The following is a 21,073-nucleotide window of genomic DNA, read 5'->3' as shown; positions in this document are numbered from 1 at the left end:
CATTTGTCGTTCGGTACCAAATTGTACGGGTGGCCGCACCCCCTGGTCAGGGGCTCGGCCACCCGTACGCGCAGCGGGTCCCCGCTGGTCAGCCCCGCTTCGGTGCGCGGACCCCGCGGAACTCCCAGTCGCCGCCGAAGGCCGTGGAGACGACCTCCTCCGACTCGGTGGGCTGGGCGCCGCAGTCGTCGCGGACGGGGATCGGGCCGGAGACGATGTGGTTGCTGAGCCTGCCGAGGCCCTCGACCTCGACCTCCACGACATCCCCCGGCTGCACGGGGCGGGAGTTGGCCGGCGTACCGGAGAGCAGTACATCGCCCGGGTGCAGGGTGATGGTGCGGGCGATGTCGGCGACCAGGTAGTGCATGTCCCACTCCATCTCGGAGGTGGAGCCGTCCTGGACGACGACGCCGTTGACGTACGTCCGCAGGTACTTGTCGCGGAAGTCCCAGTCGGTGACCAGACCCGGTCCGAGCGGGCACAGGGTGTCCGAGCCCTTCACCCGCAGCATCGAACCGGCGTCGGTGTCGCGGAAGTCGTGCAGGCCGTAGTCGTTGCCGATGGTGTAACCGGCGATGTGGTCACCGGCCTCCCCGGGGGAGATGTTGCGAGCGGTCCTGCCGATGACGATGGCCACCTCGCCCTCGTAGTTGAGGTACTTGCAGCCCTCCGGGCGGACGACGGCACCGTGGTGGGAGTTGAGGGCGGAGGTGGGCTTGTGGAAGTAGGTGGGGGTGGGGGCCAGGTCGAGCTGGAACTCCTCGACCCGGCTGCGGTGGTTGAGGTGTACGGCGATGACCTTGGACGGGACGACCGGGGGGAGGTGGTGGGCGTCGGCCGCCTTCACCCGGCGGCCGTCCGCGGAGACGAGTTCGTCGCCCTCGCGGACGGTGTGGACGACGGCGCCTTCGAGGAGGACGCGGCGGTACTCAGGCATGGGAGGACTCCGGTGAAGTCTGTTCGCGAGCAGGCGAGTTGGCGGTCCAGCCGCCTTGTGGGCGGTCGAACCAGATGTGGATCTGGCCGGTTCCGACAGCGTTCTCGTACGCGCTGTAGAGGCGGCCGGGAGCGGTGCAGCGCTCCTCGCCGAGGGCCCCGGCCATCATCAGGTAGTGGCCGAAGCGGGCCTCGGGCTTGAAGACGTGGAACTCCGGCATGGTGCGGAGGACCTCGTCGTGCCGACCCTCCTCGAACCAGGCGATCCGCTCGCGGTCGGCCTCGCGGGCACCGGCGCTGAAGATGTGGCGGGGGTCGCTGGACTCGTGGGAGCGCAGCTCGCGCAACGGCCAGAAGGTGTGCGAGAGCGCACCGGAGGCGATGACGAGGACCTTGCGGTCGGTGGCGGCGACCGCGTCAGCGAGTGCCCGGCCGAGCCGCAGATTGTCCTCGGTGCCGGCGGTCTGGCAGACCCCGATCGACACCCACTTCTTGTCCGGGAGCCCCTCGCCGAGGTACTTCCAGAGGTTGATCGTGGCGTAGTACACGGGCAGGTACGGGTCGTCGATCGGGGTGATCCAGGTCCCGTGCCGGTCCGCGAACCCGGCCAGTTTCCGGGCGAGTTCGGGGTCGCCGGGGTAGTCGTAGGGCATCCGGCACATCCCGCGCGGCAGCTCCTCGGAGGTGAAGAGCCCGGCGCGGCGGTCCTGGGCGGCGACGACGAACTCGACGGTGGTCGCCCAGTGCGAGTCCAGGACGACCACGGTGTCGTAGTCCAGCTTCTCGAAGACCTCCTCGCGGAGCCTGCGCAGTCCGGGGACCAGACTGATCTCCCTGCCCTCGTTGAGCTCCTTGCGGGTCTCCTCGGGCAGAACGATGGTGGGGACGTGCGAGAGCAGTCCCGCACCGACGATTTCACCCATGGCGGGTCCACCCTGCTTCCTGAGCGGTGACGGTGTTCTTGATGTCGCAGTAGAAGTCGAAGCTCCAGGTGCCGCCCTCCCGGCCGGCCCCGGACTGGCGGGAGCCGCCGAACGGGGCGCGCAGGTCGCGCACGTAGAAGCAGTTGACCCAGACGGTGCCCGCGACGAGGCGCCCGGTGACGAGGTCCGCGTGCTTCCTGTCGCCGGTGACGACGGTGGCGGCGAGGCCGAAGCGGGTGCCGTTGGCGAGAGCGACGGCCTCGTCGTCGGAGGCGAAGGTCTGGAGGGTGAGGACCGGGCCGAAGATCTCCTCCTGGACGGCCTCGGCGTCCTGCGGGAGGCCGGTGAGGAGGGTGGGGCGGTAGTAGAGGTCACCGAGGTCGTGGCGGGGGCTGCCGCCGATGACGGCCGTACCGCCGGCGGCGATCGCCCGCCGCACGAACCCGTCGACCCGTTCGAGCTGGCGCGGGTGGATGGTGGGCCCGATGTCGGTGGCGGGGTCGCGCGGGTCGCCCTGGACGAGCGCGTTCGCCCGCTCCACGAAACGGCGGGTGAACTCGGCTGCGACGGACTCGTGGACGAGGAGGCGGGTACCCGCGAGGCAGACCTGGCCCGCGTTGTCGTACTGCTCCACCGCCAGCTCGACGGCCAGGGCGAGGTCCGCGTCCGCGAGGACGAGGAGGGGCGACTTCCCGCCGAGTTCGAGGGAGGTGGGGGTGAGGTTCGCGGCTGCGGCCGCGGCGATGTGCCTGGCGGTCGGTACGGAGCCGGTGAAGCTGATCCGGCGTACGTCCGGGTGCTCGACCAGTGGCCGGCCGGCCTCGGCGCCGTACCCCTGCACGAGGTTGAGGACACCGGCGGGCAGCCCCGCCCGGTGTGCGATGTCGGCGAGCAGGGAGGCGGTGAGCGGGGACCACTCGGCGGGCTTCAGGACGACGGTGTTGCCGGCGGCGAGGGCCGGGGCGACCTTCCAGCTCTCCATCATCAGTGGGGCGTTCCACGGGGTGATCAGGACACACGGTCCAGCTGGGTCCCAACTGACGTGATTGCGACGGGTGTTGGTGTCGAAGTCAGGGTGGGAGAGTTCGTTGGTCAGCCAGTCGGCGAAGAAGCGGAAGTTGTGCGCGACGCGGGGCATGACGCCACGGCGGTGGGAGCGGAGGAGGGCGCCGTTGTCGAGGGTCTCGATCTGGGCCAGCTCTTCGAGCCGCTTCTCGACGCCGTCGGCGATGGCGTGGAGGATGCGGGCCCGCTCGGCGGGGCCGGTCGCGGCCCAGCCGGGAAAGGCGGCCTTGGCCGCGGCCACAGCTGCGTCGGCTTCCTCGGCGCCGCCCCGGGAGACCTCGGCGAGGGCGGCGCCGTCAATGGGGGAGTGGTCGGTGAAGGTCGCGCCTGAGGCGGAGGCGACGCGACGGCCGCCGATCCAGTGGCGGGTGTCGACGGGGATGCCGGCGACGGTGGCGGTGTGGGACATGGGGGCTCCTTGCTGTGTGGGCTACGGGAAAGTCCGTCCAGGAGTACGGGGAACCGCGCGACCAGCCCCCGGGGCACCCGCGGAGCAACCGGGGCCGGGGGCGCTCGCTCCCCCAGTGGCACCCCGCCGCTATCCCGCCCCCGACGTCCCCGACTCCAACAGCCGCCCCCCGTCCCAGCTCACGCCCACCTGCCGGTAGTACGCCCCGATCGGCTCCCGGATCTCCAGCCGTGCCAGTTCCTCGGTCGGCGAATCGAAGAGGGAGAGCTCCGCGTCCGCCGCCCAGGCCGGGCCCGCCTCGAAGGATGCCGCGCCCGTCTCGACCAGCTCGTCCAGCGCCAGGCCCTTGCCCTTCTCGATGGAGGGCAGCCAGCGGTGGTGGATCATCGGGTGGCCATTGACGAAGCCATGGGCCGCACTCTCCTCGCGCAGGGTGAAGGTGGCCTCCGCCAGCCGCCGGTCCGCCGCCGCGAGGGTCGCACCGAAGCGCGCGCCCGCCTCGATCCGGGGCGCGGGCCCGTACGGATGCGGCCGGGTCTGGTGGATCGACCCCAGCTTCTTCGGATAGCCCTGGTGCAGCCCCCGCGCGAGCGCGAAGTCCTTGTCGACCCAGATGTAGACGCAGCGCGAGTACGTCCGCCCCAGGTACGCGCACCGGACGACCGCGAAGGCCTCCCGGTACTGCGCCCGCACCGGGTCGAGCAACTCCTCGCGCGAGGACGAGCAGGACTGCCAGTCCGCCCAGATCAGCGCGACCGCCCCCGGGTCCTCTTCCGCCAACTCCAGTGGTGCGGGCAGCAGTTCACGTACCCGCTGCGGATCCGTCCGGTACTCGACGGTCAGCAGGTCGCCGGAGTACTGCCACGGCGGCGCGGGGATCAGGGACGCGGCGCCGGTCGCCGTCTTGGGGTGGAAGTAACCCCGGACTGTGCTGTTCACGAGAGTGCTCCTAGGGAGAGGGGAGAGGAATTCAGTGCGGAGCGGTACGCCGCCGCCCCGGCCACCGCTGCCGGGCCGCCCAGCGCGACCACACCCACCAGCCGGCCGTCCGCGTCGTGGTAACCCGTCACCAGATCGCCCGCGCCGTCGGCATCCGGGTCGCCGTGCAGCACCCGTACGTCCCCGACGCCCAGCGCGGGCGCGCCGAAGGACTGGATCCGGTACGTGTACTGGTCGCTCCAGAAGGAGGGAAGCGGGGCGAAGGGGTCGGCAGTCTCCTGCCCGAGCAGCACCCGCGCCGCGTGCTTCGCACTGTCGCCCGGCACCGACCAGTGCTCGACCCGCCGGGCCACCGTGTCGTACCGGGGGTTCGGGAACCGCGCCACATCGCCGACCGCGACGACACCGGACGCACCCACGGCCCGCAACTGCCCGTCGCAGAGCACCCCGTCGCTCAGGTCGAGCCCGTTGCCCGCCAGCCACCCGGTGTTGGGCAGCGCGCCGACCGCCTCCACGACGGCATCCGCCGGTACCCGGGTCCCGTCGTCCAGTTCGACACCGGTGACCCGGCCGGCGTGCCCGGTGAAGCGGGTCACCGTACGGCCGAGCGCGAAGCGCACGCCCTGTGCGCGGTGGCGCTCCAGGAGTGCCCGGGCCGGCAGCTCACCCAGCGGGCGCCGCAGCGGCAGCGGCTCCGGTTCCACCACCGTCACTTCCGCACCCAGGCCGCGCGCCGTCGCCGCGACCTCGCACCCGACGAACCCGGCCCCGACGACGACCAGTTGGACGCCCGGACGCAGTGCGTGCCGCAGGGCCAGCGCATCGTCGATCGTACGAATGACGTGGCGGCCCTGCGCCGGCCCCGGCCCCGGACCCGGTACGTCGAGACGGCGCGGCCGCAGCCCGGTGGCCACGACCAGGCCGGCGTACGGCAACTCCTCGCCGTCGGCGAGCCGGACCACGCGCGTGGCGAGGTCCGCCGAGACGATCGCCCCGCCGAGCCGCCACACCACATCGGCGACGGCCGCCTTCGGCCGGAAGGTCACCGAGTCGAAGGACGCCTTCCCGGCCAGCACCTCCTTCGACAGCGGGGGCCGGTTGTACGGCATGTGCGGTTCGTCGCCGACGACCACCAGCTCACCGGTGAAGCCGTTGCGGCGCAGTTGTTCGGCGGTGCGCAGACCGCCGAGGGACGCCCCGGCGACGACGATGCGGTCGGTCCTCACGCTGCGACTCAGTCCTCGATGGTGATGGCCTGGAGCGGGCAGACGTCCGCCGCGTCCTCGACGTCCTCGCGCAGCGAATCGGCCGGCTCGGCGACGTACAACAGCTGCCCTTCCGCGTCGAGTTGGAAGACGTCCGGGGCCGAGAAGGCGCACTGGCCGTGGTTCTGACAGACCTTCATGTCCACTGCGACCTTCATGAGCGGTCCTCCCGGGAGGGTGAGCGGCGACGGCGGAATCGTTTGAGTTCAAACAAGTTAATCCCCGTACGGGGCTCGGTCAACCGCCCTGCGGAGAGGGGGGATTCGGTGGGCGCCCTTGTGCCGCGCGGAGGCTCTGCATATCTTTTGGAGTCAAACGACCTGGAGGAGTCCCCGGTGAGCGCAACGCAGTCCGGACCGCAGTCCCCGGCGCAGCCCTCGCTGCCGCCCGGGATCAGTCAGCACCTCGAACGTCTCGCCGCGCAGGGCCACGACATCGACGTGGTACGGGTGACCTACCCCGACCTCCTCGGCACCGACCGCGCCAGGGACGTCCTCGTCGAGCACCTGCCCTCGGCTCTCGGGCACGGCCTCGCCTTCTGCCGTGCCGTCTACCACACGACGCCGCGCGGTGACACGGTCGACGTCCCGGGCGGGCTGGACGCCGGTCTCCCGGACATCGTCGTACGCCCCGATCTGTCCACCCTCGCGGCGCTCCCCTGGGAGCCGGGCGTGGCCTGGTGCCTGGGCGAGGTGAGCGATCCGGTGACCGGCGCCCCGGCGCCGGAGTCGCCGCGCGGCGTCCTGCGGAAGGTCCTCGACGCGTGGACCGGGCACGGTCTGACCCCGGTCGTCGGCCCGGAACTCGAATACTTCCTCTGCGAGAGCGACCCCGACCCCGCCTCCGCCACCGGCTGGCGCCGCTACGCGGAAGCCCCCGGAAACGTCTACACCGCCGGGCTGCGCGGCGACCCCGACCGCCATCTCCTGCGTACCCTCCGCCAGCTCCGCGACCTCGGGCTCGCCGTCATCGCGGGCAACCACGAGTACAGCAGCGGCCAGTTCGAGATCAACCTCAATCACTCCGAGGCCCTGGACGCCGCCGACCGCGCCTTCCGCTTCAAGGCGGCCGTCAAGGAACTGGCCCGCAAGGAAGGCAAGTTGGCCACCTTCATGGCCAAGCCGTTCAACGACGAGGGCGGCTCCGGCTTCCACCTCCACCTCTCCGCCGTCGAACCCGGCGACGGCCGCAACGTCTTCGACGACCCCGCCGCCCCGCACGGCCTCTCCGCCACCGCCCGCCACGCCCTGGCCGGCCTGCTCGCGCACGCCCCCGCGCTGGCCGCCCTCCAGAACCCCACCGTCAACTCCTACAAACGCTTCGGCCCGGACACCCTGGCCCCCTGGCTGATCGACTGGGGCCTCGACAACCGCAGCGCCATGATCCGCGTCCCCCCGGAGCGCGGCCCGGCCGCCCGCCTGGAACTCCGCCTCGGCGACGCGAGCGCCAATCCGTACCTGATCATCGCGAGCACCCTCGCCGCAGCCCTCCTCGGCATCGTCGCGAAGGAGGAGCCACCGGCCCCGCTGGAGGGGTACGGCTACGACACCGGCAAGGCCCCCCAGCTCCCCGCCACGCTCCCCGCCGCCCTGGACGCCCTGGTCGCCGACGGCCCGCTCACCGGACTCCTCGGCACGGAGTTCACCGCCGCCTTCCTCGCCTACAAGCGCAACGAGGTCCAGCGCTTCCAACAGCACGTCACCGACTGGGAGTTCGGCGAGTACGCCTACCACCTCTGAGAGCCCGTGTCCGAGCCGCGCCACTGCCCGCGTCCGAGCCCGTGGCACGCGTACCGCCTCCGACAGCCGCGTCCGAGCCCCCGCCACGTGTGCCCCTTCCGAGTCACCCTGGAGCCCCCATGTGCGACCCCCTCCCGCTCGTCCCGCTCTCCGCCGTGAACCTCGCCGACCCCGACAACTTCCTCGACGGCGAGACCCCCTGGCGGATGCTCGACACCCTGCGTCGCGAGGACCCCGTCCACTGGCAGCCCGAACCCGCCCCCAACAGCGGTTTCTGGGCGGTCACCCGGCACGCCGACATCGTCGCCGTCGACCGCGACCCCGAGACGTACACCTCCACCCGTTTCACCAACCTGGAAGAGGTGGACGACGACCAGATAGCCATCCGCCGCTCCCTCCTCGAAACCGACGGCCTGCGCCACCAGGCCATGCGCCGCCTCCTGCAGAAGCCCTTCACCCCCAAGGCGGTCGCCGCCTACAGCGACTTCCTCCGCGTCCTCACCCGCCGCACCCTGGACGCCGCCCTCGCCAAGGGCGCCTTCGACTTCGTCGAGGAGATCTCCGCGGACTTCCCCATCAACGTCCTCGCCCGGATGCTCGACATCCCCGCCGACGACACCCAGCAGCTCATCGACTGGGGCAACCGCATCATCGGCAACACGGACCCCGACTACGCGGACGTACTCCTGCACAGCGAGGACAGCGAGCAGTACCGCGACCTCCCGTTCCGCAGCCCCGCGTCCCTCGAAGTCTTCGCCTACGGACGGAAGCTGGCCGCCGAACGCAAGGGCGGGAACGGCACCGACCTGGTCAGCCTCCTGGTCAACCAGACCCCCAGGGACGGGATCCCCCTCACCTCCCACGACTTCGACAACTACTTCCTGCTCCTGGTCGTCGCGGGCAACGAAACCACCCGCCACGCCATCTCCCACTCCATGCTGGCCCTCATCCAGCACCCCCAGGAACTGGTGAAACTCCAGGCGGACCCGTCCCTCGTCCCCGGCGCAGTGGAGGAGTTCCTCCGCTGGGCATCCCCCGTCTACCACTTCCGCCGTACCGCCACCCGCGACACGGAACTCGGCGGCAAGCACATCAGGGCGGGCGACAAGGTCGTCCTCTGGTTCGCCTCCGGCAACCGCGACGAGGCCGTCTTCGCCTCCCCCTACTCCTTCGACGTCACCCGCACCCAGATCGACCACGTCACCTTCGGCAAGGGCAGCCCCCACTTCTGCCTCGGCAACTCCCTCGCCCGCCTCGAAATCCAGATCCTCTTCCAGGAGCTGCTGCCCCGGATCTCGTCGATCCGGCTGACGGGCGAAGTACCGCGCGTACGCAGCAACTTCGTGAACGGGATCAAGCGGCTGCCGGTGGAGGTCACCCTCGCCTGACGCCGGTACCGGCCCCGGTACCGGCCACACACGCACAAATTTCCTGGCGCGAGCCACCCGAGACCCCTACCTTGACCCGGTGATGACCCAGATGATCGTTCTCAACGGTGGCTCCAGCTCGGGGAAGTCCACCCTCTCCCGGTGCCTCCAGGAGGTGCTCCCCGGGCACTGGCTGAGCCTCAGCGTCGACACCTTCGTCGACGCGCTCCCCGCGAATCTCCAGGGAGCCGAGGCCGGGATCGCTGTCGGTCCGCACGGCGAGGTCTCCGTGGGCCCGGAGTTCCGCCGCCTCGACCGGGCCTGGGCCGAGGGCGTGGCCGCGATGGTACGGGCCGGGGCCCGGGTCGTCCTGGACGAGGTCTTCCTCGGCGGCCCGGCCTCCCAGCACCGCTGGCTCACGGCCCTCGACGGCATCGAGGTGCTCTGGGTCGGCGTCCGCTGCGAGGCGTCGGTGGCCGCCGCCCGCGAGGCGGCGCGGGGCGACCGGGAGCCCGGGATGGCCGCCGGACAGGCAGACCTCGTGCACGAGGGCGTGCGCTACGACATCGAGGTGGACTCGGCGCGGAACGGGGCGATGGAGTGCGCGCGGCTGATCGCGCAGCGGGCGAAGTGAGGGCGGTGGTGCGGGCCGCCTACCCTGACCCCCATGTCCCTTGAACTGCACCGCACTTCCGTGGTCGCCGACGCCCACAACGACCTCCTCATCGCCGTCACCGCCCGCCCCCCGAAGCGCTGGGCGAGCTTCTTCCGTGAGCGGTGGCTGCCGCAGTTGCAGGAGGGCGGGGTGAATCTCCAGGTGCTGCCGGTGTTCATCGGGGACGCGTACCGTCCCGAGGGCGCCCTCCGCGAGACCCTGCGCATGATCGAGTGCGCGCATGTGCTCGCGGAGGGCAACCAGGACTCCGTACGGCTGTGTCTCGACGGGGACGACATCGATGCGGCGCACGCGGCCGGGAAGATCGCGTTGGTGCTGGCGCTGGAGAGTGCGCCGGGGGTCGACGCGAGCGTGGAGCTGTTCCCGACGCTGTTCCGGCTGGGGGTACGGGTGGCCTCGCTCGCCCACTGGAGGCGGACGGCGCTGGCCGACGGCAGCGGCGAGGACGCCACCGGAAGCCGTCTCACCGAGGCGGGGGTCGAGGCGCTCGGAATCATGGAGAGCCTCGGGATGATCTACGACGTGTCGCATCTGAGCGCGTCGGGAGTGCGGCACGTACTGGAGCTGGCGACCCGCCCCGTCATGGCCACCCACTCCTCCGCCCGCGCCCTGCGCGACCACCACCGCAACCTCACCGACGACCAGTTGCGCGGCATCGCCGCGACCGGCGGCACGGTCTGCGTGAACTTCCTCCCGGAGTTCCTCGCGGAGGATCCCGCCGACGCCACCCTGCACCGCCTCACCGACCACTTCCTCCACGTCCTGGACGTCGTGGGCCCGGACCACATCGGCATCGGCGCCGACTTCATCGAGGAGGTCGACCACGACACCATGCCGCGCTGCTGCGAGGAGGAGCCGTACGCGTACCCGTGGTCGCTCCCCGGACTGTCCGGGCCGCGCGGGCTGCCGTTGGTGACGGACGCGCTGGTGGGGCGGGGTGTACCGGAGGAGACCGTCCGGAAGATCCTCGGGGGGAATGTGCTGGAACTGTTCCGCAAGGAGCTGGGGCGGGGCAGGGCGGTGCAGTGCGGAGGAGGGGAGTGGCGCCGCACCTCCGGGACGACGCCGGCTGACTAAGCCCGGGCCACCCGCAGCGTCAGGATCTGGAACGGGCGGAGGGCCAGTTCCACGCCGCCGTCCTGCGAACTCAGTTCGTACGTCGGTGAGTCGGCCAACGGACGCTCCAGGAGGTCGGTCCCGGTGACCGAGGCGGCGGGGAAGCCGGGGGTCAGTGTGCCGGTGGCCCGGCCGCCGCCCGACTCGTAGAGGCGGACCACCACATCCCCGCTGCCGTCCTCCGCGAGCTTGACCGCCTCGACGACGATGCGGTGGTCGTCGACGGTGAAGAGGGGGGCGACGGGGGAGGCGCAGGCGTTGGAGACCGTACGTTCCGGGAGGTTGATCCAGTGGCCTTCGCGGACCGCGTCGGTGACGGTGGCGCCGGGGGCGAGGGCGAAGCGCAGGTGGTGGGTGCCCCGGTCGGTTTCCGGGTCGGGGTAGCGGGGGGCGCGGAGGAGGGAGAGCCGGACGGTGGTGGTCTGGCCGCCGTCCGCGCGCATGTCACGGGTGACGTCGTGACCGTAGGTGGAGTCGTTCACGAGGGCGGCGCCCCAGCCGGGTTCCTCGACCTGGATCCAGCGGTGGGCGCAGATCTCGAACTTGGCAGCCTCCCACGAGGTGTTGGTGTGGGTGGCGCGCAAGACATGGCCGAACTGGGTCTCGGACGCCGAACGGTCCGCCTTCACGTCGAGGGGGAAGGCCGCCTTGAGGAACTTCTCCGTCTCGCGCCAGTCGACGTCCGTGTCGATGTCCAGGACCTTCGAGCCGGACCGGAGGGTCAGGCGCTGGGTGACGGTCGAGCCCGCGTCGCCGAAGGAGCGGGTCACGGTGACGGCGGCCAAGTCGTCCGTGGAGGTGGTGAGTTCGAGGGTGTCGAGACCGGTGAGGTCGGTGACGTTGTGGCGGTAGAACGCGTCGATGTCCCAGGCGTCCCACATGTTCGGGAAGTCGGGGTGGAGCTGGAGCAGGTTGGCGGCGAGACCGGGGGCGACGGATTCCCGGCGGGCCGTGAGGTCGTACGCGGAGGTGACCAGTCCCCGGCTGTCGACGACGATGCGCAGCAGGTCGTTGGCGAGCTCGAAGCCGCCGTCGCGCGGGGTCGCGGAGACGGGTGCGGTGGTTCGCCGCGGTGCCGCACCCGCACCGCCCGCCGGAATCGAACGGCGATTGTGCGGAGCTGAGTTGAAGACCATGTGCGCGGAGCCCCGGCCGGCCAGCGCTGTCTGCGCGCCCACTGTGATCGACTCCAGGGCGGAGCGGATACGGGCGTAGGTCTCGCGGGCCTCGCGATGCACCCAGGCGATGGAGGAGCCGGGCAGGATGTCGTGGAACTGGTGGAGCAGGACCGTCTTCCAGATGCCCTCCAACTCGGCCTGGGGGTAGGTGTATCCGGGCACCCGGACGGCCGCGGTGGCCGCCCACAGCTCGGCCTCGCGGAGGAGGGACTCGCTGTGGCGGTTGCCCTGCTTGGTCCTGGCCTGGGAGGTGTAGGTGCCCCGGTGGAGTTCGAGGTAGAGCTCGCCCGCCCAGACGGGGGCGTCCGGGTACTCCTTCTCGGCCTTGCGGAAGAACTCGGAAGGCTTCTCGACGGTGACTATGGGGGAACCCTCCAGGTCGCGGAGCCGCTGCGCGCGCGCCAGCATCTCGCGGGTGGGGCCGCCACCGCCGTCGCCCCAGCCGAAGGGCGCCAGGGAGCGTGAACCCCGGCCCTTTTCACGGTAGTTGCGGGCGGCGTGGGCCATCTGCTCGCCGCCGAGGTCGGAGTTGTAGGTGTCGACCGGGGGGAAGTGGGTGAAGACGCGGGTGCCGTCGATGCCCTCCCACCAGAAGGTGTGGTGCGGGAACTTGTTCACCTGCGACCAGGAGATCTTCTGGGTCAGGAACCACTGGGAGCCTGACAGTTTGACCAGCTGCGGCATCGCCGCGGTGTAGCCGAAGGAGTCCGGCAGCCAGACCTCCTTGGTCTCGATGCCGAACTCGTCCATGAAGAACTTCTTGCCGTAGAGGAACTGGCGTGCCATCGCCTCCCCGCCGACCATGTTGGTGTCCGACTCCACCCACATGCCGCCGACCGGAACGAACTGCCCGTCCGCGATCTTCTTCTTGACCTTCGCGAACACCTCGGGGCGGTGCTCCTTGATCCAGGCGAGCTGCTGCGCCTGCGACATCGCGAAGACGAACTCCGGGTGGTCGTCCATCAGGTTGACCATGTTGGAGGAGGTGCGGGCCACCTTGCGGACCGTCTCGCGCAGCGGCCACAGCCAGGCCGAGTCGATGTGCGCGTGGCCGACGGCGCTGATCCGGTGGGCGGAGCGAGGGGCGGGGGAGGAGAGGACCCCGGCCAGCTCGGCACGGCCGGGTGCGGCGGTGCCCGCGACGTCGCCGAGGTCGATCGCGTCCAGGGCGCGTTCGACGGCGCGGAGGATCTCGAAGCGGCGCGCGTCGTCCTTGGCCAGGTTGCGCATGAGGGAGTCCAGCACCTCCAGGTCCTGGACCAGCTCCCAGACGTCGGTCTCGAAGACGGTGAGGTCCATCCGCTCGATGCGGTAGAGGGGATGGGACTGTGCGGTGAGGCGGTCGCCCTCGTACGTCGGGGCGTGGTCGACCAGAATCGGGTTCGACGAGGCCTCGACGTACAGCAGGACCTCCTCGCCGCCCTCGGCGCGGTCGCCGCCGATCCGCACCCAGTCGTTGCGCGGGTTGAGGGCCTTCACGGCTTCCCCGTCCGGGCGGTAGACCAGGCCCTCGCACTGGAAGCCTGGCATCTGCCGGTCGAAGCCGAGGTCGATGACGGCCTCGACGGTACGTCCCGCCCACGCGGCCGGAACCCGCCCGGTCACCCGGAACCAGGTGGTGCCCCAGGCCGGGCCCCATGCGTCGCCCGCTGCCGCCGGTTCGAACACGGCGGCCAGACCCTCGGCCACCGGGACGGGCTCGCCCGGCGCTTCCCAGCGTTCGACGGTGAGGGGCGTGGGGTGGGAGTGGACGGCGGGGCGAATGCGTTCCCTGAGGACTCGCTGGAGGCGGTGTTCCACGAGGCTGCGGTCGTCGTGCATGGGGGGCTCCGAGTGTGAGTGGTGAGTTGCCGGGTGGGGGCGCTGATCTGCCGGGTGGGGGGAGGGGGCGCGGCGGTCGGACAGAGGACAGAGAGGGGCGAACGTGGCTTCTGCCGACCGGACTTCGGAGGTGCTGCGGCGTTCGCCCGCCGAGGAGCGGCGGATGTAGTAGGCGTTGCCTGCCGCACCGCCGAGGAAACCTCGTTCGCAACCGCCGCCACGCGCCCCGTACCGGGGATGAAGTGGACAGGTCTGCCCCGGTTCGTCTCCGAGGTGTCGAACAGGTGCTCTGTCGCTATAGGATCTCGCGCGCGCATTCGAAGCGAATGCGTCTGCCGAGAGGAACCGTGCGGTGAGCAACAGTCCAGTGGCCGAGGGCGACCCGTCCGAGAGGGAGCCCTTCCTCCCCGACGAGGTCTGGGAACAGTTCGAGCAGGACAGTCTGGCCCGGATCAGGCAGGACGCCCCCAAGGAGCCGTCCGCCCGCGCCCGGATGGTGGCGGAACGGCTGCGCCGCGAGGACGAGTTGGCGACCCAGGCACAGAAGCGGCGCCTGGGCCGGAGGAAGAAGAGGGTGCAGGCGCGGCCCGAGGGCTGGCGGTCCTGGCAGGGCGGCAGCTCACGGGGCAACCGGGACTGGGTGGCGACCACGGTGATCCTCACCGTGCTGGTCGGCGTGCTGGTGCTGGCGTTCTATCCGTGGGGTCCCTCGTACTAGGTGCGTGAGGGAGCCGGGTGCCCAGCTCCCTTACCCCGGACGGCCTTTGACGAGGCGTCAGCCGCCCAGCACCACGCACGACTCCGGCGGCAGCACCAGCACCCCGTCCGGCCCCGGTGCCTCCACCGGCTCCCAGGCCGCCAGCACCCGGCAGCGCCCGTTGCGGCCCAGGCCGATGGTGGCGGGGTCCTTGGAGAGGTTCACCGCGACCCTGATGTCGCCCCTGCGGTACGCGATCCAGCGCCCCGCGCCGTCCGCCGAGTGTGCGGCCCTGACCGAGGCCAGATCGGGGTCCGCCAGGTCGGGGAGAGTGCGGCGCAGCGCGATCAGCTCGCGGTACCAGGCGAACAGCCGGGAGTGCGGTTCGCCGGAGAGCTCCGACCAGTCCAGACAGGAACGTGCGCGGGTACGCGGATCCTGCGGATCCGGAATGTCCTCCTCGGCCCAGCCGTGCGCCGCGAACTCCCGCCGCCTGCCGCGCCGTACCGCCTCGGCCAGCTCCGGATCGGTGTGGTCGGTGAAGAACTGCCACGGGGTGCGCGCACCCCACTCCTCACCCATGAACAGCATCGGCGTGAAGGGCCCCGTCAGCACCAGCGCCGCCGCACAGGCCAGCAGCCCCGGGGACAGGGACGCGGACAGCCGGTCGCCCAGCGCCCGGTTGCCCACCTGGTCATGGGTCTGGGTGTACGCGAGAAAGCGGTGGGCGGGAGTGCTCGCGCGGTCGACGGGGCGGCCGTGCGCACGGCCCCGGAAGGACGAGTAGCTGCCGTCGTGGAAGAACGCCCTGGTGAGGGTCTTGGTCAGGGCCTTGAGCGGGTCCCGGGCGAAGTCCGCGTAGTAGCCCTGGGACTCGCCGGTCAGGGCGGTGTGCAGGGCGTGGTGGAAGTCGTCGTTCCACTGCGCGTGCAGCCCGAGACCGCCCTGCTCGCGCGGGGTGGTGGTGCGCGGGTCCCCGAGGTCCGACTCGGCGATCAGGAAGAGCGGCCGGTTCAGCTTGCCGGACAGCGCGTCCACGGCCGCCGACAGCTCCTCCAGGAAGTGCAGCGCCCTGGTGTCCGCCAGTGCGTGTACGGCGTCCAGCCGCAGCCCGTCGAGCCGGTAGTCCCGCAGCCAGGACAGTGCGCTGCCCCGCAGATAGGCGCGGACCTCGTCCGAGCCGGGGGCGTCCAGATTGACCGCCGAACCCCACGGGGTGTGATGGGTGTCGGTGAAGTACGGGCCGAAGAGGGGGAGGTAGTTGCCGGACGGACCCAGATGGTTGTGCACCACGTCCAGTACGACGCCCAGGCCCAGTTCGTGCGCGGCGTCGACGAACCGCTTCAGCCCCTGCGGGCCTCCGTACGGCTCGTGCACCGCCCACAGCGACACTCCCTCGTACCCCCACCCGTGCGTCCCCGGAAACGGGCAGACGGGCATCAGCTCGACATGGGTGATGCCCAGTTCCACCAGGTGGGAGAGCCGCTCGGCTGCCGCGTCGAAGGTGCCCTCGCGGGTGTACGTCCCGATGTGCAGCTCGTACAGCACCGCCCCGGACAGTGGGCGGCCCGCCCAGGCGTCCCCCCGGACGAAGGTGTCGTGCTCCACCACCGCGCTCAGCCCGTCAGGGCCGTCCGGCTGGCGGCGGGACCGCGGATCGGGGTGGACCGGGCCGCCGTCCAGCGCGTACCCGTAACGGCTGCCGTCGGCGGCCTCGGCCCGTACCGTCCACCAGCCGTCCCGCTGCGGATCCCGCTCCATGGCGTACTCGGCGACAGCGGGACCCGGCAGGTGCAGAGTCACCCGCCCCTCGGCCTCTGGTGCCCACACCTCGAACAGCACTGGCGGCCCCTTCCGTCGGCGACGCGGCCCCCGATGCGGGCCGGCCCGGTCCCTACCGATGATTCGTGGCGCCGCCGCCTGCGGCAAGACCGCCGGATGCCGGACCGGGAACGGGAAGCCCCCCTCGGGGCGAGGGGGGCAGAGGGGCAGGCGTCTCAGCGCACCGGAGTCAGTCGCTCCACGTCATGTTCAGCGCCCGCTCGAAGTTGACGTAGCCGCCGCGCGCGAAGGCCTTCGCCATCGGGACGTTGGCGAGGTCGGTGGCGGCGCGGATGCGCGGTACGTCCTCGGCGGCCAGCACGCGGGTGCCCTCGGCCAGGATCTCGTCGATGTAGCCCTGGCCGCGGTGGGCCGGCAGCACGCCGAGGTAGGCGATGATCGGGTGGTAGTTGTTGCGGGCCGGGATCACGAAGCCGACCGGCTCGCCGCTCTCCGGGAGTTCGGCGACGCGCCACCACTCCTGCGGGGTCTTGAAGTGCGCGAACTCCTCGTCGTAGTGCAGCTCGGCTGCCTCGCGCAGACTCAGGCCGGACGCCAGGTCGGTCTGGGAGCGCGCGTCGAGGGTGCCCTCCTGCACGGGGATCATCAGGGTGATGAGATCCTCGCGGTCCTTCACCGGACGGAAGACGAGCCTTCCGGTCGGCTCCGCCACCGGGGTCCCCGGGCGCCACTCCAGCCGCAGCCGTTCCACCAACAGCTTTGCCCCGGACTCCTCCAGCACCTTCGTACGGGCTTCCACGACCTCGCGGGCCGCCGCGTCCTCGCGCCAGTCGCCGGGGACGTAACGGCTGTACTCGGGCCACTCGGACGCCTTCTCCGGAAGGACCGCCTCCGCCGCCTGCCGGAGCAACTCACGCCCGACCGCCAGGCGTTCGGCCATCGGCAGGGTGTCGTCCAGGTCGAAGAAGTCGAGGGACTGCGGGGTGTCGCCGCCCTTGCTCGTCCACCAGGCGATCCGGCCGAGCAGCCGGTCACCGTCGAGGGCCACCCACATCCACGCCGGGCGGCGCTGCCCCTGGGTGAGGTCGTCGGCCAGTTCGTGATCGAGGGTGTAGGAGAGCCGGCAGAACAGGTCGAGTTCCTCGGGACCTGCGAGCGGGCGGAAAACTATGGACAAAAGTGCTCCCGTGAAGGGTGGGTGAGGTGGCACGGACGTACCGGCACATGCCTGTGTGCTGCGGTTTTGCGCGCGCGGCACCATACCTCGCGGAGTTCGGTAACGGGAGGTGAATATTCCGGGGGCGGCCGGTGACACGGTGCGGGCCCGGTAGGCGGCCCGGATCACTCACGTAACACCTCTGCTGCAGGTCAACGGCCCGCTGGACACCCACCTCTTCCCGCCCGACAATCTTCCCGTGACGCCCTCCTACGAGCCCCCCACCTATTCGGCCCGGGTTTCCGACGCCGAACGGGACCGTGCGCTCTCCGTGCTGCGCGAGGGAGCCGCCCAGGGCCGGCTGTCCCACGAGACCTTCATCCACCGGATGGAACTGGCCCTGGCCGCCCGCCAGTCCTCGGATCTGGCCGTCCTCACCGCGGGGCTGGAGACCGAGCCCAACTGGTCCCGCCGGATGTTCGCGGCGGTGGGGCGCGCCTCCGCGTTCACCGTGCGGCTGCGCAAGGCGTGGACCACCGAGCGGCTGCCCAAGCTGCTCTTCCCGGAGCCCGGGCCTATTCCGCTGCGGATCGGCCGCGAGATGGGCAGCGGGCTGCGGCTCAGCCACGAGACCGTCTCGCGCCGGCACGCCGAACTCACCCACCAGAACGGCATCTGGATCCTGCGTGACCTCGGCTCCACCAACGGGACGTGTGTGAACGGGCGCCGGGTGACGGGGGTGGTCGTGGTCAACGACGGGGACCAGGTCAGCTTCGGGCGGATGGCTTTCCGGCTGTCGGTGACCTGACGGGGCGGTGGGCCGTTCGGCCTACCGGACGTCAAGTGCGCTGCCGCTGTGTGCCGATGGAGGCTGCGACGCGGGCGGCCGTCCGCGCGTACCCCGTGCACAGAACGGTGGCGGTCAACATGGCAGCAGTACGGACAGCAGTACGCAAGGCACTCGTCGCAACGGTGGCAGCGGCGGCACTCCTCGCGGGGGCGGGCGGGGCGACCGCGCAGACGGTTCCGGCCGCTCCCTCCGCGTCCACCGCTCCCGCCTCCCTCGGCAACTGGATGTACGTCGTGGTGATCGAGGGCGAGGACGTGGCCGGGGACATGAAGGGCACCGTGCTGCGCTGCCCGGGGCCCAGGAAGCAGTCCGTGGTGAAGGACGGCCACCAGGCCACCATGACGGCCTGCACGCAGCTCGACGCGGTCGACGGTGACATCTCCAAGATCAAGCGCGCCGATGTCGCCTGCCCGATGATCTACAAGCCGGTGACGGCACTGTCGTACGGGATGTGGGACGGCCGCCGGATGGCGTTCGCGAAGACGTTCCCCAACGAGTGCGTGATGCAGGCGTCGACCGGATCCGTCTTCAAGCTTGCCTGAGCCCTCAACTCGGGCTGTGTGCCGTGCGGTTGACCGCAGGTGGGCACGGGGGAAAACCCCAGCAGGATCTTACGGCTTGTATCAGTGACGTAGCACCACCCCCGGAAGGAAGCTGATCACACAGCAGCAACCTTCCGGGGAGGAGCCCTCATGCAGGGCAGGACGAGCAGTACCAGACAGCCGGTCACGGTCCGTACGGCGCGATGGTGCGCCACCCATCCGTGGCGCGCCATCGGCGGATGGATCCTCCTGGTCGTGCTCTGTGTCGGGGTGGGAACCGCGATCGGCACCAACAAGGGCCAGTTCTCCGACTTCTGGATCGGTGAGGCGGGCCGCGCCGAAGCACTCGCCTCCGAAGGGCGGCTGACCCCCGCCCCGGTCGAAGAGGTACTGATCAGCGGTGCGAACGGCACCACGGACGAGGCCGCCGCCCGGTCCGCCGCCACGGACGTCGAACGCCGGATGCGGAAGTTGCCGTCCGTCACCGACGTCGACGGTCCGGTCCGTTCCGGCAAGGCCGGAACCCTGCTGGTCACCGTCACCCTCCGGGGTGACAAGGAGACCGCGAAGGAGGACGTCGACGCGCTGCTCGCCCAGACCGCCGCCGTGCAGAAGGCCCACCCGGGCCTGCGGGTGGAGGAGACCGGCAGCGCCTCGATATCCAACGGGGTCAACGACCAGCAGGGCAAGGACCTCCAGCGGACCGAGATGATCAGTCTCCCGGTCACCTTCCTGATCCTGCTGTTCGTCTTCGGCGCGGTCATCGCCGCCGGAATCCCGGTGCTGCTCGCACTGCTCGCCTTCGCCGGAGCGGTCGGGCTCTACGGCCCCACCTCCTGGCTCTTCCCCGACGCGGGCGGCGCCGCACTGAGCGTGATCTTCATGCTCGGCATGGCGGTCGGCGTCGACTACTCGCTCTTCTACCTCAAGCGGGTACGGGAGGAACGGGCCCGCTCCGGCGGCGCCCTCAACCACACCGCCGCCGTCGAGCTGGCCGCCGCCACCTCGGGCCGTGCGGTCGTCGAATCCGGACTCGCCGTCGCGCTCTCCCTCGGCGGTCTCTATCTGATGGACGACGTGATCTTCTCGTCCATCGCCACCGGCGCGATCCTGGTCACCCTGGTCGCCGTCGGCGGCTCGCTGACCATCCTGCCCGCACTGCTCGCCAAGCTCGGCCCGAAGGTCGACGGCCGACGGGGCCGCCGCCGGCAGCAGCACAGCCGCACGGCCGGCGACGGGAACAGCACGGCCTGGAGTGCCCTGCTGCGCCCGGTGATGCGCCGCCCGCTCGCCACCCTGCTGATCGGCCTCGCCGCGACCGCCGCACTCGCGCTGCCCGCGCTGAACATGAAGCTCGGCACCGAGGGCAAGGAGACCTTCCCCGACAGCGTCCCCGCCGTCGCCACCTACGACCGGCTGACGGCGGACTTCCCCGACCGGGGCGCCTCGCACCTGATCCTCGTCAGGGCGGGCACCGATCAGGCCGCCGCCGTCGCGGACTCCCTGCGCCAACTCGTCGGCCGCGTCGAGGGCGACCCCCTGTTCGCGGTCAACGGAGCCACCGGGCCCCGCGTCTCGGCGGACGGCCGGACCACCCTGCTGGCCCTGCCGGTTCCGTACGGCCAGAACGCCCCCGAGGCAGCCCGCTCGCTGGAGAAGGTGCGAGGCCAGCTGGTACCGGGTGTGGCCGGCGCGGTACCGGGTGCCGAGGTCGCGGTCAGCGGCGAGATCGCCTACGGGGCCGACTACGCCGCACACCAGTCGGACCGGCTGATCTGGGTGATCCTCTTCGTCTCGCTCGCCTGCCTGGCCGTGATGTACGCGGCGTTCCGTTCGGTGGTCCTCGCGGTGCTCGGGGTGCTGCTCAACCTGGCGACGGTGATGGTGTCCTGGGGCGTACTGACCCTGGTCTTCCAGGGGACCTGGGCAGAGGGGCTGCTCGGCTTCGAGTCGGTCGGGTTCGTCGGGTCCCGGACGCCGCTGATGGTGTTCGCCCTCCTGGTCGGACTCTCCACCGACTACCAGATCTTCTTGGTCAGCCGGATCCGCGAGGCCGTACTGCGCGGAGTGCCCACCAAGCAGGCGGTGGTGGACGGGATCGCGGGCACGGCGGGAGTGGTCACCAGCGCTGCCGTGATCATGGTCTCGGTCTTCATCAGCTTCCTGTTCATCGACCGGATCGAGATGAAGCAGATGGCCGTCGGCCTGACCGTCGCGGTCCTCTTCGACGCGGTGGTGCTGCGCGCCCTGATCCTCCCGTCGGCGCTGGCCCTGCTGGGGGACCGGACCTGGTGGCCGGTACGGATACGCAGCGAGCGGGCCAAGTCGCTCGATGCGGCCGCCTGCTCGGGCCCGGTGGAACAGGGCGTCGCGGGCGCGACCGGGTATGCGGGAGCCGGACGGCCCTGAGCCGGCGGCAGCACATCGGGACCGGGAGCGCGGGACCCGCTGAACGGGGGCGCGCGACCACGGACGGGGGGGGGGGGGGGGGGGGGGGGGGGGGGGGGGGGGGGGGCGCGCGGGGCCCCCCCCCCCCGGGGGGCCCGCCCCCCCCCCCGGCCCCCCCCGGGGGCCCCCCCGCCCCCCCCGCCGCCCCCCCCCCCCGCGGCCCC

General features: G+C 71.3%; 17 protein-coding genes. 8 read left to right on the top strand and 9 right to left on the bottom strand.

Translation table 11 applies throughout. From position 1 onward, the window contains the following. Positions 1-88 precede the first annotated feature (88 nt). The 6 genes from ACIA73_RS23695 to ACIA73_RS23670 all read right to left on the bottom strand — a co-directional run bounded on the left by ACIA73_RS23695 (position 89) and on the right by ACIA73_RS23670 (position 5,695). Positions 89-937 carry a fumarylacetoacetate hydrolase family protein gene (locus tag ACIA73_RS23695; RefSeq protein ID WP_399440656.1) on the bottom strand — a complete coding sequence of 283 codons (849 nt, stop codon included), beginning with the start codon at positions 935-937 and terminating at the stop codon, positions 89-91. Next, positions 930-1,859, bottom strand: a complete 930-nt coding sequence (locus ACIA73_RS23690; RefSeq protein WP_399440655.1) for a 3,4-dihydroxyphenylacetate 2,3-dioxygenase — start codon at positions 1,857-1,859, stop codon at positions 930-932. Before ACIA73_RS23690 ends, ACIA73_RS23695 begins: the two co-directional genes overlap by 8 nt. Then, positions 1,852-3,333, bottom strand: a complete 1,482-nt coding sequence (locus ACIA73_RS23685) for an aldehyde dehydrogenase (protein ID WP_399440654.1) — start codon at positions 3,331-3,333, stop codon at positions 1,852-1,854. Before ACIA73_RS23685 ends, ACIA73_RS23690 begins: the two co-directional genes overlap by 8 nt. Positions 3,334-3,462: 129 nt before the next feature. Beyond that, positions 3,463-4,272, bottom strand: coding sequence for an acetoacetate decarboxylase family protein (locus tag ACIA73_RS23680; RefSeq protein WP_399440653.1), 810 nt, complete (start codon positions 4,270-4,272; stop codon positions 3,463-3,465). Continuing rightward, positions 4,269-5,498 (bottom strand): NAD(P)/FAD-dependent oxidoreductase, encoded by a 1,230-nt coding sequence (locus ACIA73_RS23675; protein ID WP_399440652.1) that lies wholly within the window; start codon positions 5,496-5,498, stop codon positions 4,269-4,271. Before ACIA73_RS23675 ends, ACIA73_RS23680 begins: the two co-directional genes overlap by 4 nt. Positions 5,499-5,506: 8 nt before the next feature. Continuing rightward, on the bottom strand, positions 5,507-5,695 hold the full coding sequence (locus ACIA73_RS23670; RefSeq protein WP_399440651.1) for a ferredoxin: 189 nt from the start codon (positions 5,693-5,695) through the stop codon (positions 5,507-5,509). 234 nt (positions 5,696-5,929) lie between these two features. On the opposite strand from ACIA73_RS23670, the gene ACIA73_RS23665 reads away from it, so the two are divergent. From ACIA73_RS23665 to ACIA73_RS23650, 4 genes are all read left to right on the top strand, one after another. Next, complete coding sequence (locus ACIA73_RS23665) at positions 5,930-7,276, top strand: glutamine synthetase family protein (RefSeq protein ID WP_399440847.1); 1,347 nt, start codon at positions 5,930-5,932, stop codon at positions 7,274-7,276. 119 nt (positions 7,277-7,395) lie between these two features. Beyond that, entirely contained in the window at positions 7,396-8,664 is a 1,269-nt protein-coding gene (locus ACIA73_RS23660; RefSeq protein ID WP_399440650.1) for a cytochrome P450, read from the top strand. 91 nt (positions 8,665-8,755) lie between these two features. Next, complete coding sequence (gene cpt, locus ACIA73_RS23655; protein ID WP_399440846.1) at positions 8,756-9,277, top strand: chloramphenicol phosphotransferase CPT; 522 nt, start codon at positions 8,756-8,758, stop codon at positions 9,275-9,277. A 33-nt stretch (positions 9,278-9,310) separates the two neighbouring features. After that, entirely contained in the window at positions 9,311-10,396 is a 1,086-nt protein-coding gene (locus ACIA73_RS23650) for a dipeptidase (RefSeq protein WP_399440649.1), read from the top strand. Here the strand turns inward: ACIA73_RS23650 and ACIA73_RS23645 are convergent. Continuing rightward, entirely contained in the window at positions 10,393-13,434 is a 3,042-nt protein-coding gene (locus ACIA73_RS23645; protein WP_399440648.1) for an alpha-mannosidase, read from the bottom strand. The genes ACIA73_RS23650 and ACIA73_RS23645 overlap by 4 nt on opposite strands. Before the next feature lie 352 nt (positions 13,435-13,786). On the opposite strand from ACIA73_RS23645, the gene ACIA73_RS23640 reads away from it, so the two are divergent. Continuing rightward, positions 13,787-14,152 carry a hypothetical protein gene (locus ACIA73_RS23640; protein WP_399440647.1) on the top strand — a complete coding sequence of 122 codons (366 nt, stop codon included), beginning with the start codon at positions 13,787-13,789 and terminating at the stop codon, positions 14,150-14,152. Positions 14,153-14,209: 57 nt separating this feature from the next. On the opposite strand, the gene treZ is transcribed toward ACIA73_RS23640, so the two are convergent. Both treZ and ACIA73_RS23630 read right to left on the bottom strand, forming a co-directional pair. Then, a complete protein-coding gene (gene treZ, locus ACIA73_RS23635) occupies positions 14,210-15,973 on the bottom strand; it encodes a malto-oligosyltrehalose trehalohydrolase (protein ID WP_399440646.1) in 1,764 nt (587 codons plus the stop codon). 169 nt (positions 15,974-16,142) lie between these two features. Continuing rightward, positions 16,143-17,084, bottom strand: coding sequence for a GNAT family N-acetyltransferase (locus ACIA73_RS23630; RefSeq protein WP_399440845.1), 942 nt, complete (start codon positions 17,082-17,084; stop codon positions 16,143-16,145). Between the two features lie 244 nt (positions 17,085-17,328). On the opposite strand from ACIA73_RS23630, the gene ACIA73_RS23625 reads away from it, so the two are divergent. The 3 genes from ACIA73_RS23625 (at position 17,329) to ACIA73_RS23615 (ending at position 20,870) form a co-directional block, all read left to right on the top strand. Further along, positions 17,329-17,877, top strand: coding sequence for an FHA domain-containing protein (locus ACIA73_RS23625; protein WP_399440645.1), 549 nt, complete (start codon positions 17,329-17,331; stop codon positions 17,875-17,877). A gap of 119 nt (positions 17,878-17,996) precedes the next feature. Next, positions 17,997-18,461 (top strand): SSI family serine proteinase inhibitor, encoded by a 465-nt coding sequence (locus ACIA73_RS23620; protein WP_399440644.1) that lies wholly within the window; start codon positions 17,997-17,999, stop codon positions 18,459-18,461. 150 nt (positions 18,462-18,611) lie between these two features. Continuing rightward, positions 18,612-20,870, top strand: a complete 2,259-nt coding sequence (locus ACIA73_RS23615) for an MMPL family transporter (protein WP_399440643.1) — start codon at positions 18,612-18,614, stop codon at positions 20,868-20,870. The last annotated feature ends 203 nt before the right edge of the window (positions 20,871-21,073 follow it).

Origin of the sequence: Streptomyces sp. NPDC051561 (assembly GCF_044454195.1) — a bacterium.
GTDB lineage: Bacteria > Actinomycetota > Actinomycetes > Streptomycetales > Streptomycetaceae > Streptomyces.
This window is presented reverse-complemented; position numbering and strand designations above follow the sequence as displayed.

What these genes read in the sequence shown, in the direction of transcription:
- ACIA73_RS23670 (WP_399440651.1), bottom strand. Translation starts at nt 5,695, where the DNA reads ATGAAGGTCGCAGTGGACATGAAGGTCTGTCAGAACCACGGCCAGTGC.
- ACIA73_RS23660 (WP_399440650.1), top strand. Translation starts at nt 7,396, where the DNA reads ATGTGCGACCCCCTCCCGCTCGTCCCGCTCTCCGCCGTGAACCTCGCC.
- ACIA73_RS23650 (WP_399440649.1), top strand. Translation starts at nt 9,311, where the DNA reads ATGTCCCTTGAACTGCACCGCACTTCCGTGGTCGCCGACGCCCACAAC.
- cpt (WP_399440846.1), top strand. Translation starts at nt 8,756, where the DNA reads ATGATCGTTCTCAACGGTGGCTCCAGCTCGGGGAAGTCCACCCTCTCC.
- ACIA73_RS23620 (WP_399440644.1), top strand. Translation starts at nt 17,997, where the DNA reads ATGGCAGCAGTACGGACAGCAGTACGCAAGGCACTCGTCGCAACGGTG.
- ACIA73_RS23690 (WP_399440655.1), bottom strand. Translation starts at nt 1,859, where the DNA reads ATGGGTGAAATCGTCGGTGCGGGACTGCTCTCGCACGTCCCCACCATC.
- ACIA73_RS23695 (WP_399440656.1), bottom strand. Translation starts at nt 937, where the DNA reads ATGCCTGAGTACCGCCGCGTCCTCCTCGAAGGCGCCGTCGTCCACACC.
- ACIA73_RS23615 (WP_399440643.1), top strand. Translation starts at nt 18,612, where the DNA reads ATGCAGGGCAGGACGAGCAGTACCAGACAGCCGGTCACGGTCCGTACG.
- ACIA73_RS23685 (WP_399440654.1), bottom strand. Translation starts at nt 3,333, where the DNA reads ATGTCCCACACCGCCACCGTCGCCGGCATCCCCGTCGACACCCGCCAC.
- ACIA73_RS23645 (WP_399440648.1), bottom strand. Translation starts at nt 13,434, where the DNA reads ATGCACGACGACCGCAGCCTCGTGGAACACCGCCTCCAGCGAGTCCTC.